Genomic DNA, 15,340 nt, shown 5'->3' with positions numbered 1-15,340 from the left:
CGGAAAGACCCCGTGCACCTTTACTATAGCTTTACACTGGCATTCGTGACGACATGTGTAGGATAGGTGGTAGACTTTGAAGCAGGGGCGCCAGCCTTTGTGGAGTCAACCTTGAAATACCACCCTTGTTTTTATGGATGTCTAACTGCGGCCCGTTATCCGGGTCCAGGACCGTGTATGGTGGGTAGTTTGACTGGGGCGGTCGCCTCCTAAAGAGTAACGGAGGCGCGCGATGGTAGGCTCAGAACGGTCGGAAATCGTTCGTCGAGTGCAATGGCATAAGCCTGCCTGACTGCAAGACTGACAAGTCGAGCAGAGACGAAAGTCGGTCATAGTGATCCGGTGGTCCCGCGTGGAAGGGCCATCGCTCAACGGATAAAAGGTACGCCGGGGATAACAGGCTGATGACCCCCAAGAGTCCATATCGACGGGGTTGTTTGGCACCTCGATGTCGACTCATCGCATCCTGGGGCTGGAGCAGGTCCCAAGGGTATGGCTGTTCGCCATTTAAAGCGGTACGTGAGTTGGGTTCAGAACGTCGTGAGACAGTTCGGTCCCTATCTGCCGTGGGTGTAGGAATATTGATAGGATCTGTCCCTAGTACGAGAGGACCGGGATGGACGTATCTCTGGTGGACCTGTTGTCGTGCCAACGGCATAGCAGGGTAGCTATATACGGACGGGATAACCGCTGAAGGCATCTAAGCGGGAAACCCACCTAAAAACGAGTATTCCCTATCAGAGCCGTGGAAGACTACCACGTTGATAGGCCGGGTGTGGAAGTGCGGCAACGCATGTAGCTTACCGGTACTAATAGCTCGATCGACTTGATCACTCCCATTTACAATATCCATCGAACGAAGTTCGATGATGAAGGCAATATGTTGCCTAAAGCCCTTAACCATCGCCTACACAGAAAGACAAAGCACGAAGGCAAAGAGATGCGCAGTTCTAACATACTGCCCTATTCCCCTACTGCCTTACTGCCCTAACCCAGCTTCTCATATTTGTGTTCTTCGCCGACCTGGTGGTTATGGCGGAGCGGCTGCACCCGATCCCATTCCGAACTCGGCCGTGAAACGCTCCAGCGCCAATGGTACTTTGTCTTAAGACACGGGAGAGTAGGTCGCTGCCAGGTCTGCCAAGCACACAAATCAAAACATCTTCTCAACAAAACATGCAAAACAGTTCGCATCAGCGCCAGGCGCCAAAAAATACCCAAACCAGTTCATAATAAACACCCTGGCGCGGGGTGGAGCAGCCTCTTCCGACCGCAGCCGGCACAGCCGGCGAGGACGGAAAACAAAACATGACCGGGCCTAAGCACGGCACTCAAAAGTTTATCGCGGGGTGGAGCAGCCCGGTAGCTCGTCAGGCTCATAACCTGAAGGCCGCAGGTTCAAATCCTGCCCCCGCAACCAAATCAACAAAACCCCGTAGCCATGCTGCGGGGTTTTGGCGTTTAGAGCATAATCCGACCGGAGTGAAACGAGGATCGATAAGATTATGCTTGAAATATAATAACTTAGAGCGCCGATCTGATCCAATCAGATCGAAACGCGCTCTAACCACCCAAAAACTTCCAACCACCCAAAATAGCGACAAACCAGCCCGTTTGAGCTATCAGACACTGTACTCATCGAAGGAAGACAATGGTGAACCTCGACCGCTCGTTACTGGCTGATCTCAACATATTCGTCACCATCATGCGGCGCCAGAGCATCAAACAGGCCGCTAACGAACTCGGTGTCACAACATCCGCCATAAGCCATCGCCTGCGAAAACTCGAAGCCGAGCTCGGTGTGCGGCTGCTCAATCGCACTAGCCGCTCGCTCACGCCGACCGATGCAGGCGCTGCATTCGCAGCTCAACTCGAAATAGGTCTTAGGGCGATAGGGGAGGCCGTCGAGACGCTGACCAGCCAGCGCGACTTTCCGTCGGGGCGCATAAGGCTCAACGCGTTACGTGATGCTGCTCGGCTGATTATTGCACCCATCCTGCCGCGGTATACGCAAACCTATCCCGATATGCATCTCGATATGACCATAGATGACCAGATGGTCGATATCGTCGCCGAGGGCTTCGACGCAGGGATTCGTTATGGCGACCGGGTGCCGCAAGATATGATTGGTGTTGCGTTGACCGGTCCCTTGCAATGGATCGTGGTCGGTTCTCCTGCTCTGATATCGAGGGTAGGGCGCCCCGAAACGCCGGATGATCTGCTCCATTTGCCGTGCATAGAGACGAGGCTCGGGGACAATTCCCGCTACGCGTGGGAGCTCGGAAACGGAGCTTCCTTGCGCCGGGTCGATGTGAAGGGCCCGATTTGTGCCAATGAGACCGAGCAGGCAGTCGAGGCCGCTCTTGGCGGTATCGGTTTTGCCTATTGTCTGGAGCCATTGGTCCAAAATTACCTGGATACGGGGGCGTTAAAAGCCGTGTTGCCTGATTGGGCTTCGGAAGGTCCGCCTCTGACCATGTATTATCCAAGCAGACGACAGGTGCCATCCGGTTTGCGGCGGTTGATCGATATTATCCGGGAAGATCAGGGGCTTACGAAATTGGTCGTCGCGGAGGAAGCTGCATCGCCGTGACGGTTTTGTTGAGTTTCTGTCATTCTTTCGTTGAGTTGCGGTCAATAGATTAGCGTTGCACCAGCTTCCCATCGGGATCAAATATGCGCCACACCTGTTATGCATGGGATTGGCGCTGCCTTCCATGCGTGGTCAAACCATTTCACTCATGGAGATGCGTCATGCATTATTCTGCAGCGGCTGATCGTTACCAGTCAGATATGATCTATCGCCGTACCGGCCGGAGCGGCATCGATTTGCCAGCCATATCGCTTGGCCTTTGGCACAATTTCGGTGGCCGGGATGTCTATGAAAACGGTCGCGCGATTCTCCGTCGCGCCTTCGACCTGGGCGTAACCCACTTCGATCTGGCGAATAATTATGGGCCGCCTGCCGGGTCTGCCGAAGAAAATTTCGGTCGCATCATGGCCAGTGATTTTCGGCCCTATCGCGATGAGATGATTATTTCGTCGAAAGCCGGTTGGGATATGTGGCCGGGGCCTTATGGCGGAATTGGCGGCAGCCGTAAATATCTGATCGCCAGTCTCGATCAGTCGCTGAAGCGGATGGGGCTCGATTATGTCGACATCTTCTATTCGCACCGTGTCGATGCCACGACGCCTCTGGAAGAGACGATGGGAGCGCTTGCGCATCTGCATCGCCAGGGCAAGGCACTTTATGTCGGTATTTCCAGCTACTCGCCGGAACTGACGCTGAAGGCGGCGGCGATCCTGAAGGAAGAGCGCGTACCGCTTTTCATTCACCAGCCGAACTACAATATGTTCAATCGCTGGATTGAGAACGGGCTTCTCGATACGCTGGATGAACTGGGCACCGGCTGCATCGTCTTCTCGCCACTGGCTCAGGGTTTGCTGACATCACGTTATCTGAAGGGCATTCCGGAGGGAGCGCGGGCGAATCAGGGTGGCTCCCTGAAAGCCAGTGCTGAGAACGAAGAGCTATTGGGTCGTATCCGCGCATTGAACGCCATTGCGGAGCGTCGCGGACAGACTTTGGCCCAGATGGCGATTGCCTGGACGCTGCGTGATCCGCGCGTCACCTCTTCGCTCATCGGGGCAAGTTCGGTCGCACAGCTTGAAAACTCTTTGGGAGCTCTGAAGGGACTGGAATTCAGCGCTGAGGAACTGGCTGAAATTGACCAGTATGCGCATGATGGCGGAACCGACTGGTGGAAGAGCTCGACTTCGCTTTGAACTATTCAATCTGACGAACAAATTGATAAAGGGTCGTACGCTTTGCGTGCGGCCCTTTTGCTAGAGCGCATCCCGAAAAGTGTGAAATGGTTTTCGGATATGATGCGCTTTAAAACAAATATTCAGAGCGCCGACCTGATTCAATCAGATTGAAATGCGCTCTAGGAATAAGATGCGGCGAAAGCAATTCACGCGGGGAGATGAAATTGCTATAGGCGAGTGGGGTTCACGGCTGGCGCGTTATCGACTGCCAGGTCTGGCCTTCGGGGGAAGTATATTCGAGAAGATGTCGCTGCGGTCGATAAAGGGCAGTTTGAAATATCCGCTGATCCGTGCAGGGCTGGAGGCTATCGCCTTTTCCGGCGCGTCGGCGCTTTTCCCTTCTGCCGGTGGGCGCGGCGTCGTCTTCACGATGCATCACGTCAAACCGGAAGATGCGACCGATCAGTCGGACCCGAACGCCATTCTTTCAATTACGCCGCACACGCTTGAAATGGCGATAGAAGCGGCATTGGAAGCGGGCCTTTTGCCCGTGCATTTGCATGATTTGCCAAGGTTACTTTCCGAGCAAGCCGATACCCGGAAATATGTCGCTTTCACGCTTGATGACGGTTATCGGAACAATGCTGAATTCGCGGCGCCGGTGTTTGCCCGATACAGCATTCCCTACACGATTTTCATCACAACCGGCTTCGTGGAACGCAAGCGGTCCATGTGGTGGCGGACTATTGCGGCTCTGGTGACGGAGGCCAACAGTTTCCAGTTCGACTTTGGCGGCGGTATTTTGGAGGTCCGCTCTGAAAGCCCGAACCAGAAATCAGCGGCTTTTGCCCGGCTCGTTCAGTTCATGCAGTGTTTCGATGAAGACGAGGCAGTCGCCCGCATCGATGCAGCAGCACAGACGGTCGGGATCGACGCAATTTCCCTTGTCGATGAATCGGTGATGAACCCATCGGAGTTGCGTAGCCTTGCGCTTGATCCGCTTGTGCATCTTGGAGCGCACACCGTCACCCACGTTAATCTGCGCCGTGTCGACGACAAGAGGCTGGTAAAGGAAATCGCTGATTCGACCGAATCGGTGCAACGCTATGCTGGTTACAAGCCGCGATCCTTTGCCTATCCATATGGATGGAAGGCGGCAGTTGGGGAACGTGAGATCGGGGCGGTATCCGCAGCCGGCTTCGATGTGGGCGTGACCACCCAGCCCGGTGTGCTGCAGCAAACGGGCATGATGCCAGCCGCAGCGATTCCGCGTATCTCACTCAACGGCTATTTTCAGAAGAAGCGCTATATAAAGGCGCTCGTTTCGGGCCTGCCGTTCAAGCTGCTCTAGCCATGGTCCACATCTAGAAACAATGCCCTGAAACACGAAAGGCCGCCTGTCGGCAGCCTTCGTAAAACCTGATTTGAAGAAAAACTGGAGCGGGCGAAGGGATTCGAACCCTCGACCCCAACCTTGGCAACCCGTCCGGGCAGTTTTCGCTCCAGCAAGTATTAAACCGCAAAACTACGAAAAATCCCTACGCTTCAATAACTTACGTTGACACTGCTTTCCGCGTTCATACGCTGGAAACGCCGTGGATTTCCGTTCTGCTGCTTCCCCCCTGCTTCCCCGGTCATGCTGCACCTGCGTGGGGAAGCAGATTTGGTCGATGTCGCGCGCCTCCGCCCTAGCGGCCGGTCGAACGAAAAGGAAGGCGAAGTCTGAAGGAGTTTTATGATGCCGAAGTTGACAAAGAGAATTGTTGAAGCCCTGGAGCGAGATCCCGACCGTGACGTGTTCATGTGGGATACCGACGTGCGCGGATTTGGCGTGCGGGTGAAGTCGTCGGGGACGAAGACGTTCATCATCCAGTATCGGAACGTGGAGCGCCGCACGCGCCGGTTCGTGATCGGGCAGTATGGCGTTCTCACGGTCGAGGTCGCGCGCGACCTCGCCAAGAAGAAGCTGGCGTCGGTCATTGACGGCGCCGATCCCTCGCAGGAGCGGCGGTCGGCCCGCGAGGGGATGACTGTGGCGGAAGTCTGCGACTGGTATCTGGAAGAAGCGGAAGCCGGTCGCCTGCTCGGCCGGAACCGGCGCCCGATCAAGGCGTCGTCGGTCTCCGGCGATCGCAGCCGCATCGAGCAACACATCAAGCCCTTAATCGGCACGCGCGTCGTTGCGCATTTGAGACTGGCCGATATTGAGAGCCTCCAGGCCGACATCGCCGCCGGAAGGTCTGCGCGGGTGCACCGGGCCGGACGTGGCGGGCAGACCTCCGGCGGGGCGGGAGTCGCGGGCCGTGCGATCAGCACTCTTCGCAGCCTGCTCAATCATGCGCGCAGGCTCGGGATCATCGAACAGAGCCCTGCGAACGGTGTGCGGGTCATCGCCTCGAATAAGCTGAAGCGGCGTCTCAGCGCCGGCGAAGTCCGGCATCTCGGCAAGATCATGAAGCAGATGGAGCGCGAGGGCGAGCATCCGACGGGTCTCGCGGCCATCCGCGTCATGCTGCAGACGGGCTTCCGCCGCATGGAAGTGCTGGCGATGCGGAAGGAGTGGGTCGAGCCTGACGACAATTGCGTGGCGTTCCCCGACACCAAGTCTGGGGCGCAGATCAGGGCGGCCGGCGATGCTGCGATCATGGAATTGATGAGCCAGGGGCAGCGCAGCGCGTCCCCTTACGTTTTCCCGGCCGATTGGGGCGACGGCCATTTCATCGGCGTCGTCCGTGTCCTCGACCGGGTGTGCGCCCGCGCCGGTCTGGAAAATGTGACGCCTCACGTCCTACGCCACACCTTCGCCAGCATTGCGGCATCGCTCGGGTTTAGCGAACTCACAATCTCGGGACTACTCGGACATGGACCAAGGGGCGTGACACAACGTTACGTCCACCTCGATGCCGCATTGGTGATCGCCGCCGATCAAGTCTCGGCCGAAATTGCCCGACTGCTTGACGGGGGCGAACTTCATTCCATGAAACACGCGAAGCGTTTGCGCCATGCGGAGAATGTTAGAGGGTTCGCCGAGAGGTGAGCGGTTACGCTCCTCATTGACCAGGATCAAGGATGGAAATCCGGGCGTCTGTATCCTTACCTTGCAATGACCACAGGAGATGTTTTTGTCAAATACCCCTCATACCCTCGAGGAAGAATTCCCCGGTCAGATGGAGCAGATTCACGCGCTGAAGATCTCTGATCCGATCTTTGCGGACCTGTTGCGAGAGTACGACGTGGTGAACGATAAGATTCACCTTGCCGAGACGAATGTCGCTCCGGTCTCGCAGGACCACGAGACGACGCTACGCAAGCAGCGCCTGGCAATCAAGGATCGGATCGCGCTAACTCTCCGCGGCGCCTGATGGCAGCGCGACGGCGGACAGTCTCCCGGCTGGCAGGCTTTGACAGGGAAGTGGCTATAGCTCGGGGCTGGTCAACGAGTTTTGGCATATTGTGAACGACAGTAAAGAGGCAAGCCGACGATGACGATATCAGTACCGCGCAAGATCATGCTCGCAACCGACCTTACTCCAGCGGGGGACCGAGCCTTCGACCGCGCTGTCGAACTTGCTTCGGAGTGGAATGCCGAACTCGTTGTCATGCATGTCGCTGAATCGAATTCTGCACGGCCATGGGGAATGGATCGTCGTATCCGCAATGCCGAGACAGAGATGGAAGCACTTGTGCGCTCTGCCAAACAAACATGTAAAATTGTACGCCACACAGTCATCGGCGACCCCGCGGACCGCACACTTGCGCATGCACATGAATTTGGATGCGATTTCCTGATCACCGGACCGGCGCATGGCAAGATTATAGGCGAGAAGTATTTGGGGAGTACGGCCGCCCGCATAGTGCGTCGGGCGAATGTACCCGTGCTCGCCGTGCGGCGTCGCCCTGAAGGCTCGTATGGCAGCATCGTTGCAGCGGTCGATTTCTCGGATCCATCAAGGCGCGCTCTCCTTGGCGGGCACGCACTGTTTCCGTCCGCGCGCTTGACCGCGCTGCATGCCTACCAGATCAAGCCAAACTGGAGTGGCCCCAACGCTGAGCGCACTCTTGATATTATAGAATCCGAAGAGCGCGAAAGGGCCATAAAGGAAGCTCAGCACCATATGGAGGACCTCATCACCGCAGCCGGGGCGCCTGCTATCGGGTCGACTATCTTGGAAGGTGAACCCGAGGCCGTACTGAGCGACTATGTCGCCAGGAACTGGCCTGATCTGGTTGTTGCCGGCACGCACGGTCGCAGCGAGATCGAGTATGACACCATCGGTAGCGTCGCCGAACGTTTCCTTATGACGCTTCCATGCGATGTTCTCGCGATCCCGACGCGGAAATAGGCAAATGGTGTCTGATCGGTAGGGAGCGATCCGTAACAACCTCAATGAACGCCGCTGGTGACGGCGCAAGTAGAGATTTTGGCACAAGCTCCGATCTCGTCACCATGACCTAATGCGACATGACGATGGGGACAGGGCAGTCGGCCAGTAGAGAGCGTGTTCGGCTTCATTGAAGATGCGATCGATGTGCTTTTCGCTGCGTGGCGCAAAACGATGCAGCCGTGCAAGCGCCAGTTCTTCCTCAAGCTTGATGACGCGCTGCGCGAGCGTTTCCTGCTCGGCCTTCAGCACAGCGATTTCGGCCGCATTCGCCGCCAGAAGCGCCATCAATTCCGCAACGGTCGGGCTGCCGGCTCGATTCATCGGAATCTTGAATCTGAAGCATGTCGTGACGTCAACGGCCAAATTCACCCGACAAACTGATATTGCCGAACCGGGTGGCGGACCATCGCGTCGAGATCAATGCCGTCGAGCAGCCAGTGCAATTGCTCGGCGTCGAGCATCACCACCGTCTCCTGCCGCCGGGGTCAGCGGAACTTGTCTTCCGTCAGCGCCTTCAGCACCATCACAAAGCCCGATCGATCAAAGAATAGCAATTTCATCCGGGTGCGGCGGCGATTGCAGAAGGCGAACACCGCGCGATCGAACGGGTTGAGGCCCATCGACTGCTCGACCAGGATCGCCAGGCTGTTGATCCCCGCCCGGAAGTCGATCGGCTCCCGATGAAGATAGACACCCAGATCATCAGCCAGCCGGAACATCGCAACGCCCCAACGCTTCGATCATCGCCGACAGAGCCTGGGCATCCACACCTTCAAGCTCAAGCTGAACCCCGTTCGGCAGCGACGTCTTCACGCGCACCCGAGGCGATGTCGGCCGACCCATCGTCGCCGGCGGTCGCGCGATCGGCGCTGTTTCGACCACCGGAATAAAGGCTGACGCCGCGCAGCTCGGCACAACCGTCAACACATTCCCTGCCTCCTGCCTCCTGCCGCCGACGGCGTAGCGTGATCCAGTTGCGCAACTGATTGGTGTTGACGCCGTGCTCCAGCGCAAGCCCCGCAACTGATACCCCCGGCTCAAGAGCCGCATCGATCAAGCGCTCCTTCTCAGCCGGATCAAACCGTCGCTTGCCGTTGCGAAGAACCCGCATGACCCGAAGCTGCCCCGATATTCCCGTGCCATCCAATCTCATTGTGTCCACAGTCTCCCTTGTGGACACAGACTCCCTCAATGCTCCGCCAATGAATAGGTGCAGGGATTTTCGCGCTTACCGTTTACGATCTCGATTTCTCTCGTTATGATGAATAACGGTAGGATCGCCCTGTTTTGCTCGCTAGGGTGCGAGGTAGAGCAAGCTTCTTGAAAATGGCGCCCAGACGGGTTATATAGGGGGGGTCATGGGCCGCCACACGACTCCTTCGGGAAGTGCAAAAGGGTGGCCCTTCGTTTTTTATGGCATTGATACCATACGCCAAAGCGCATGCGACCGCAGCACAGCGGGTAGCCCATCTGAGGGCGAGGGGTCTGGTTGTCACCCGGCCAAATGTAGCTGCGCGGAAGATAGAGGCGATTGGCTACGAACGTCTCCGCATCTATTTTCTAAGTCGTCGACAGGCGCACCTTCTTGGCAAGCCGTTTATTCCGGGTACTCGATATCACGATATCATCCGGCTCTACGAATGTGACGCGCGGCTGCGAGACGCGTGTTTCCAGGCCGTCGGACAGTTCGAACTCCTGCTGCGCAACAGCATGTCGGAAACACTTAGCGCGAGCTATGGAAGCCATCCCTATTACATCACGGCCGCGTTCAAGGATGCGAGCGCTAATATAAGGGCGCTTCAGAGCTTCGCGAAGGTGTACGAAAATTCCAAGGATCGGCGCGCCAGACACTATCGCGACACTTACGGAACGCCCATAATGCCGCCGATCTGGACGATGAAGGAATTTCTGACGTTCGGGGCCACATCGCGCATTTTGCAGTGCCTTGCCGGGCCGCTTAAGACCCATATCGCCGGTCAGTTTGGTGTAGGCTCTGATCTTGTGTTCACAAACTGGGTGGAGGCGCTTGTCGACCTGCGTAACATCTGCGCGCACCATGACCGGCTTTTCAACCGAAGCTTCCAGAAGCAACCCGGCCGGCTACGAAGTGCCGGCGTGCCGGCGGCTCAACCGAAGACGCTCAAAGCCATTCTCGAGTGCCTCGACTATCTTCTGACACAACGCAGATCGCCGGCAGAAGTTACAGACAGGGTACATCGTATCATTCTGCGATATCCGGAGATGAACCCCGCCGAAGCCGGCTATTAGCCTCTCTGTAGCAATGAATAATATCCCCGCTCTATTGTGCACGATCACCAGCAATAGCGCGGCATAGAGGTCCCAGCCTTCTATGCAGAAGCTTTGGGTATCAACACCGGCCGGCCCTTCTGCGGTCTGGCGTCGAGATTTTCGAGCTGAAGCGCGAGCACGCGGCGCAAGACGATTAAGAGACGCGTGGCATTGCAGGATCATCGAGCACGAGCCTGCGTACCAAAACACTCGCCGTCGACGGTAACCACATCTTCATCGGCTCCTTCAATTTCGGCCCCCGATCCCTGCTCCTCAATACCGAGATGGGGTTCTGATCGATAGCCTGCGCATGGCCGGAACGCTTGCCGACGCCTTTTCGACCCACTTTGCGCTCCTGAGTTATGCGCCGGAATTCACAGACGAAGACGAAATCGTATGGAACGAAGCTACGGCAGACGGGGCGCAATCCTACCATGAGAGCGGGCCAGACACGGATGCCGTCTCGCGTCTTGTCCTCTGGTTCGTTGGCTTTCTGCCTATAGAATGGCTCCTTTGATGGGCTATCGCAAACCCGTCTCCAAAGGCTGGACCAGCAGCGTAACGTGCAATAGCGTGCAGCAGCGTCACCTGTGGAAGGGGTGGAAATTACTATGCCAGCAAATAACGGCAAGATGAGTTCGAAACGAGCTGCCCCCGTCAAAAGCGGGGACGGTTCCGCTGTGCCGCCCCGCAGCAACTGGCTGGTGTTCCTACTACTGCTGGCGCTCAACTACTTTCTGGTGAGCCTGTTCTTCCCCGGTCCGCAGGGGCCGGAACCGATTTCCTACACCGCGTTCAGGAGCGAACTGGCGAAGGACAATGTCGAGGCGATCCACACCCAGGGCGAATCGATCGAGGGTAAGTTCAAGGCCGCTATTCCCTGGACGCCGCCAGCGGCTGAGGGCCAGCCGGCAGCCGAGCCGCGCGATGTCGAGAATTTCACGACGATCCTGCCGCTGTTCGTCGATCCCGGCCTTGAAACCGAGCTGATCAGGCGCGGTGTCGACATCAGGGCGACGCCGATCCAGACCGAGGCCAACCCGTTGCTGACGCTTCTGTCGGCTTTCGGTCCGGCGCTGCTGATCATCGGCCTTTATATCTGGTTCTTCCGGCGCGCCGCGAAGCAGGGCGGCGGCATGCTGGGCGGCTTTGGCGGCCTCGGCAAGAGCACCGCGCGGCGCTTCGACAAGGAGACGGAAACCAAGGTCACCTTCGCCGACGTCGCCGGCATCGACGAGGCCGAGAACGAACTCGTCGAGATCGTCGATTTCCTCAAGAACCCGGAGAAGTATACGCGACTGGGAGGGACCGCCCCGAAGGGCGTGCTGCTGGTCGGCTCGCCCGGGACCGGCAAGACGCTGCTGGCCCGCGCCGTAGCCGGCGAGGCCGAGGTGCCGTTCTTCTCGATGAGCGGGTCTGAATTCGTCGAGATGATCGTGGGCGTCGGCGCCTCGCGGGTGCGCGACCTGTTCCAGGAGGCGCGCAAACATGCGCCGGCCATAATCTTCATCGACGAGATCGACTCGATCGGCCGCGCCCGCGGTCAGTCGGTGATCGGCGGGGCAAGCGAACAGGAACAGACGCTAAACCAGATCCTGACCGAGATGGACGGCTTTTCCAGCCGCGAGGGCGTGATCGTGCTCGCCGCCACCAACCAGCCCGACGTGCTCGACAAGGCGCTCTTGCGCGCCGGCCGCTTCGACCGCCGCGTCGTCGTCAATCTGCCGGACAAGGCCGGCCGCGAGGCGATCTTCAAGGTTCATACGCGCAAGGTGCCGCTGGCCAGTGATGTCGACCTTGGCGAGATCGCCCAGACGACGCCCGGCGTTTCCGGAGCCGACATTCGCAATCTCGTCAATGAAGCGGCGCTACTGGCCGCCCGGCGCGGGCAGGACGAGGTCCATCACAAGGACTTTCTCGATGCGCTGGAAAAGATCATACTCGGACCCGAGCGCCCGATCATATTGAGCGACACCGACAAGGAGCGCGTCGCCTATCATGAGGGCGGCCATGCCATCCTGGGGCTGGTGGTGCCGGGCGCCGATCCGGTGCATCGCGTCACCATCGTGCCGCGCGGCCAGGCGCTCGGCGTCACCTATCAGCGGCCGCTGACCGATCGCTACAACTATCCGGAAGCCTACCTGCGGGCGAAGATCATCGGCATTCTGGGCGGCCGCGCCGCCGAGGAAGTCGTCTACGGCACGAAGACGACGGGAGCCGAGAGCGACATCGAGCAGGCGACATCCATCGCTCGTCAAATGGTCACCCGCTGGGGCATGAGCGACAAGCTCGGCATGATCCAGCTTGGCCCCCGCCAGAATGAGTGGACCGGCCAGGGCGGCGGCTTCATGGGGCAAAAGCCGTATAGCGACGAGACTGCAAAGCTGATCGACGTGGAAGTGGCGCGCATCATCCACGAATGTCATGAAGACGCCAGGCGGCTGCTTACGGAGCATCGCGGGAAACTCGATGCGCTCGTTGCAGCGCTGATAAAGGAAGAGTCGCTGGATGAGCAGGAAATTCTCGTAGCCACCGGCCTGCCGCCAGCTCCGACACTGCCGGATCGCCCGATTGTATCCGATGCGGTCACACCAGGGTGAACTGGCGGTAGGCGAAGGGACGGCACTCGGTCGGCGTTGCGCCCCAATACGCCTCGACGACATGATGGAGCCGGACATCCGCGCCCGAGAGGCGTAGCCGGCAAGGGCGCCCGAATTGAGCCCACACTTCCTGACAGTAGTGAGTATCGCGCCTGCGAAATCAACGAGAATGCTGCCGTTTCATTCCGAGGCCGTGCCTCGGGGGGCGTCAGCGGATGGGCGACCATGAGTATCACTCACTACCGGTCTGATAGCACCATCGCTCGGTTTGATCCGGTCGCGAGCTTGTCGTGGATTATACCCTGTGCTTTCTTACCATTCAAATGCGCATCTTGTTAATGAGGTTTTTATGTATACACATATCCTGATCCCAACCGATGGTTCGGAACTTGCCCAGAATGGTGTTGATCATGGCCTTTCCCTCGCAAAGGCGCTGGGCAGCAGAGTAACGATCATTACGGCCACCGAACCCTTTCCCGTACCAACTGGTGGGGCGGCCTGGGGCGTTACGTCAGCCGATATAGCGAGCTACAATGACGGGCGTGAGAAAGCAGCTGAAGAGATGATGGCTCCGATAAAAGCGACAGCAGAAAAGATGGGTATTCAAGCGGACACCGTTCATGTGCCGGGTGCCCGAGCCGCTACCGCCATCTTGGAGACAGCCGAGCAGCTTGGATGCAACTTGATTGTCATGGCATCTCATGGTCGGCGGGGTGTAAAACGGCTTCTTCTCGGAAGCCAGGCCGCTGAAGTTGTGTCGAGCAGTACGGTGCCGGTGTTGGTGATCCGATAACTCCGGCTTGGTACCTTACGACAATTGGTCCAGGCGGATTGCCGATATGTGAGGCATGATGCGGGCGGCTACGCCCTCCGCCAACTGCTCTTCCGACGATGCGTTGGCATTTGGTTCGCGTCTACTGTCGGCCATGTCAGCTTCACATTTCTTCACACTTACCTGAAACACCCGAAACAGTCCTTTCCTAGTCTGGCTTAATCGCGGCAATCGGGCCGCATCGACAAGGAGCTTCACCATGGAACAGGATAGGCAGGAAACCGGCATCGCCAGCACGACTCCGACCAACAGCAAGCGCCGCACGCGCTGGATCGTCGCCGGTGGCGTCGCCGTGCTGGCGCTGGCCGGCATCGGCGCCGCCGGAGCGATGGGCGGCGGCCAGGGCATGAGCCAGCAGTTCATGGAGATGGGCATGAGGCATGGCGGCCACTTCGCCGGACGCGGCTTTAGTCGCACGCTCGACGCGGTCGACGCCACAGCCGAGCAGGAGGACCGTATCTGGGCGATCATCGACGACACCCGCGCCGAGCTGCGGCCGGTGATGCGCGAGTTCCGCGACACCCGCACGACGGTGATGGAACTGCTGGCCGCCCCGACCATCGACCGCGCCGCCGCCGAGACGCTGCGCGCGGAACGCATCGCGGCAATCGACGAGGCGTCGAAGAAGATGGTCGCCGCCGCGCTCGACGCCGCCGAGGTGCTGACGCCGGAGCAGCGCGCCAAGCTCACCGAGCAAATGAAGGAGCGCAGGGGTCCCGGCCGGTGGTAAGATCGCGCCGCTGACACCATAGGAGCACAAGGCATGGCGGAAGAGATCCTGATCGTCGACGACGACACGCGGCTCTCTGCCATGCTGTGCGACTACCTTTCCACCAACGGCTTTGCCGCGCGGGCGGCGGCTTCCGCCCATGCCGGCCTCGACGATATCCGCCGCAAGGCGCCCGACGCGGTGATCCTCGACGTGATGCTGCCCGACCTCGACGGCTTCGAGACCTGCCGGCGCATCCGCGCCGGCTCGGACGTGCCCATCCTGATGCTGACGGCCAAGGGCGAGGAGACGGACCGCATCGTCGGACTGGAGCTCGGCGCCGATGACTATCTTCCCAAGCCGTTCAGCCCGCGCGAACTGCTGGCACGGCTGCGCGCCATCCTGCGCCGGCGCGGGGGCGGCGTCGCCGCCGGCCGGGTCATGCGCTTCGGCCGTCTGGAGATCGACCCGGCCTCGCGCGTCGCAAGGGTGGATGGCCATGACTGTGCGATGACCGGCCACCAGTTCGACCTCTTGGCGGCGCTGGCCGAGAATGCCGGGCGCATCGTGTCGCGCGAGCAGTTGATGGATAGGCTGAAGGGCGAGGGTTCCGACGCCTTCGACCGCTCCGTCGACGTCCATATCTCGCGTATCCGCGCGGCGATAGAGGATGATCCCAGGCACCCGAGGCGCATCATCACCGTGCGCGGAGCGGGCTACGTCTTCGCCCGTCGGCAGGATGAAGAAAGGTAGGCGG

At 58.9% G+C, this 15,340-nt stretch carries 14 protein-coding genes, 1 tRNA gene, 2 rRNA genes and 1 pseudogene (1 of these 18 cut by a window edge); 15 read left to right on the top strand and 3 right to left on the bottom strand.

Annotation, left to right across the window (positions count from 1 at the left end; all coding sequences use genetic code 11):
* The 9 genes from MKS82_RS11115 to MKS82_RS11075 all read left to right on the top strand — a co-directional run.
* Positions 1-834: ribosomal RNA gene (locus MKS82_RS11115) — 23S ribosomal RNA — on the top strand; it begins 2,076 nt to the left of the window's first position.
* Positions 835-1,022: 188 nt separating this feature from the next.
* Positions 1,023-1,137 (top strand): 5S ribosomal RNA (gene rrf / locus MKS82_RS11110).
* A 206-nt stretch (positions 1,138-1,343) separates the two neighbouring features.
* Positions 1,344-1,420 (top strand) — tRNA-Met (locus tag MKS82_RS11105).
* 231 nt (positions 1,421-1,651) lie between these two features.
* Positions 1,652-2,593: a LysR family transcriptional regulator gene (locus tag MKS82_RS11100; protein ID WP_181394312.1), complete on the top strand. Its 942-nt coding sequence runs from the start codon at positions 1,652-1,654 to the stop codon at positions 2,591-2,593.
* A 161-nt stretch (positions 2,594-2,754) separates the two neighbouring features.
* Positions 2,755-3,786 carry an L-glyceraldehyde 3-phosphate reductase gene (gene mgrA / locus MKS82_RS11095; RefSeq protein ID WP_109988626.1) on the top strand — a complete coding sequence of 344 codons (1,032 nt, stop codon included), beginning with the start codon at positions 2,755-2,757 and terminating at the stop codon, positions 3,784-3,786.
* Between the two features lie 286 nt (positions 3,787-4,072).
* Positions 4,073-5,119 carry a polysaccharide deacetylase family protein gene (locus tag MKS82_RS11090; protein ID WP_109988712.1) on the top strand — a complete coding sequence of 349 codons (1,047 nt, stop codon included), beginning with the start codon at positions 4,073-4,075 and terminating at the stop codon, positions 5,117-5,119.
* Between the two features lie 387 nt (positions 5,120-5,506).
* Positions 5,507-6,805, top strand: coding sequence for a tyrosine-type recombinase/integrase (locus MKS82_RS11085; RefSeq protein WP_240578863.1), 1,299 nt, complete (start codon positions 5,507-5,509; stop codon positions 6,803-6,805).
* 85 nt (positions 6,806-6,890) lie between these two features.
* A complete protein-coding gene (locus tag MKS82_RS11080) occupies positions 6,891-7,130 on the top strand; it encodes a YdcH family protein (protein WP_240578862.1) in 240 nt (79 codons plus the stop codon).
* A 120-nt stretch (positions 7,131-7,250) separates the two neighbouring features.
* A complete protein-coding gene (locus MKS82_RS11075) occupies positions 7,251-8,111 on the top strand; it encodes a universal stress protein (RefSeq protein ID WP_240578861.1) in 861 nt (286 codons plus the stop codon).
* A 153-nt stretch (positions 8,112-8,264) separates the two neighbouring features.
* Here the strand turns inward: MKS82_RS11075 and MKS82_RS11070 are convergent.
* The 3 genes and pseudogenes from MKS82_RS11070 to MKS82_RS11055 all read right to left on the bottom strand — a co-directional run.
* Positions 8,265-8,474: pseudogene (locus MKS82_RS11070) on the bottom strand (IS66 family transposase); the annotation flags it as partial.
* 164 nt (positions 8,475-8,638) lie between these two features.
* Positions 8,639-8,872: an IS66 family insertion sequence element accessory protein TnpB gene (gene tnpB, locus MKS82_RS11060; protein WP_240578859.1), complete on the bottom strand. Its 234-nt coding sequence runs from the start codon at positions 8,870-8,872 to the stop codon at positions 8,639-8,641.
* Positions 8,873-8,931: 59 nt separating this feature from the next.
* Positions 8,932-9,306, bottom strand: coding sequence for a transposase (locus MKS82_RS11055; RefSeq protein WP_240578858.1), 375 nt, complete (start codon positions 9,304-9,306; stop codon positions 8,932-8,934).
* A gap of 260 nt (positions 9,307-9,566) precedes the next feature.
* Between MKS82_RS11055 and MKS82_RS11050 the strand changes: the two genes are divergently transcribed.
* The 6 genes from MKS82_RS11050 (at position 9,567) to MKS82_RS11025 (ending at position 15,336) form a co-directional block, all read left to right on the top strand.
* On the top strand, positions 9,567-10,421 hold the full coding sequence (locus MKS82_RS11050) for an Abi family protein (RefSeq protein ID WP_240578857.1): 855 nt from the start codon (positions 9,567-9,569) through the stop codon (positions 10,419-10,421).
* A 331-nt stretch (positions 10,422-10,752) separates the two neighbouring features.
* Positions 10,753-10,959 carry a hypothetical protein gene (locus tag MKS82_RS11045; RefSeq protein WP_240578856.1) on the top strand — a complete coding sequence of 69 codons (207 nt, stop codon included), beginning with the start codon at positions 10,753-10,755 and terminating at the stop codon, positions 10,957-10,959.
* Between the two features lie 94 nt (positions 10,960-11,053).
* Complete coding sequence (gene ftsH, locus MKS82_RS11040; protein WP_240578855.1) at positions 11,054-13,042, top strand: ATP-dependent zinc metalloprotease FtsH; 1,989 nt, start codon at positions 11,054-11,056, stop codon at positions 13,040-13,042.
* 349 nt (positions 13,043-13,391) lie between these two features.
* Positions 13,392-13,835 carry a universal stress protein gene (locus MKS82_RS11035; protein WP_240578854.1) on the top strand — a complete coding sequence of 148 codons (444 nt, stop codon included), beginning with the start codon at positions 13,392-13,394 and terminating at the stop codon, positions 13,833-13,835.
* 238 nt (positions 13,836-14,073) lie between these two features.
* Positions 14,074-14,604 carry a Spy/CpxP family protein refolding chaperone gene (locus tag MKS82_RS11030; RefSeq protein WP_240578853.1) on the top strand — a complete coding sequence of 177 codons (531 nt, stop codon included), beginning with the start codon at positions 14,074-14,076 and terminating at the stop codon, positions 14,602-14,604.
* Positions 14,605-14,637: 33 nt separating this feature from the next.
* A complete protein-coding gene (locus MKS82_RS11025) occupies positions 14,638-15,336 on the top strand; it encodes a response regulator (RefSeq protein ID WP_240578852.1) in 699 nt (232 codons plus the stop codon).
* Positions 15,337-15,340 lie beyond the last annotated feature (4 nt).

The sequence above is a fragment of the Ochrobactrum sp. A-1 genome (assembly GCF_022488005.1).
GTDB lineage: Bacteria > Pseudomonadota > Alphaproteobacteria > Rhizobiales > Rhizobiaceae > Brucella.
Note: the sequence above shows the minus strand (reverse complement) of the source record. Positions and strands in the feature narration are given on the sequence as shown.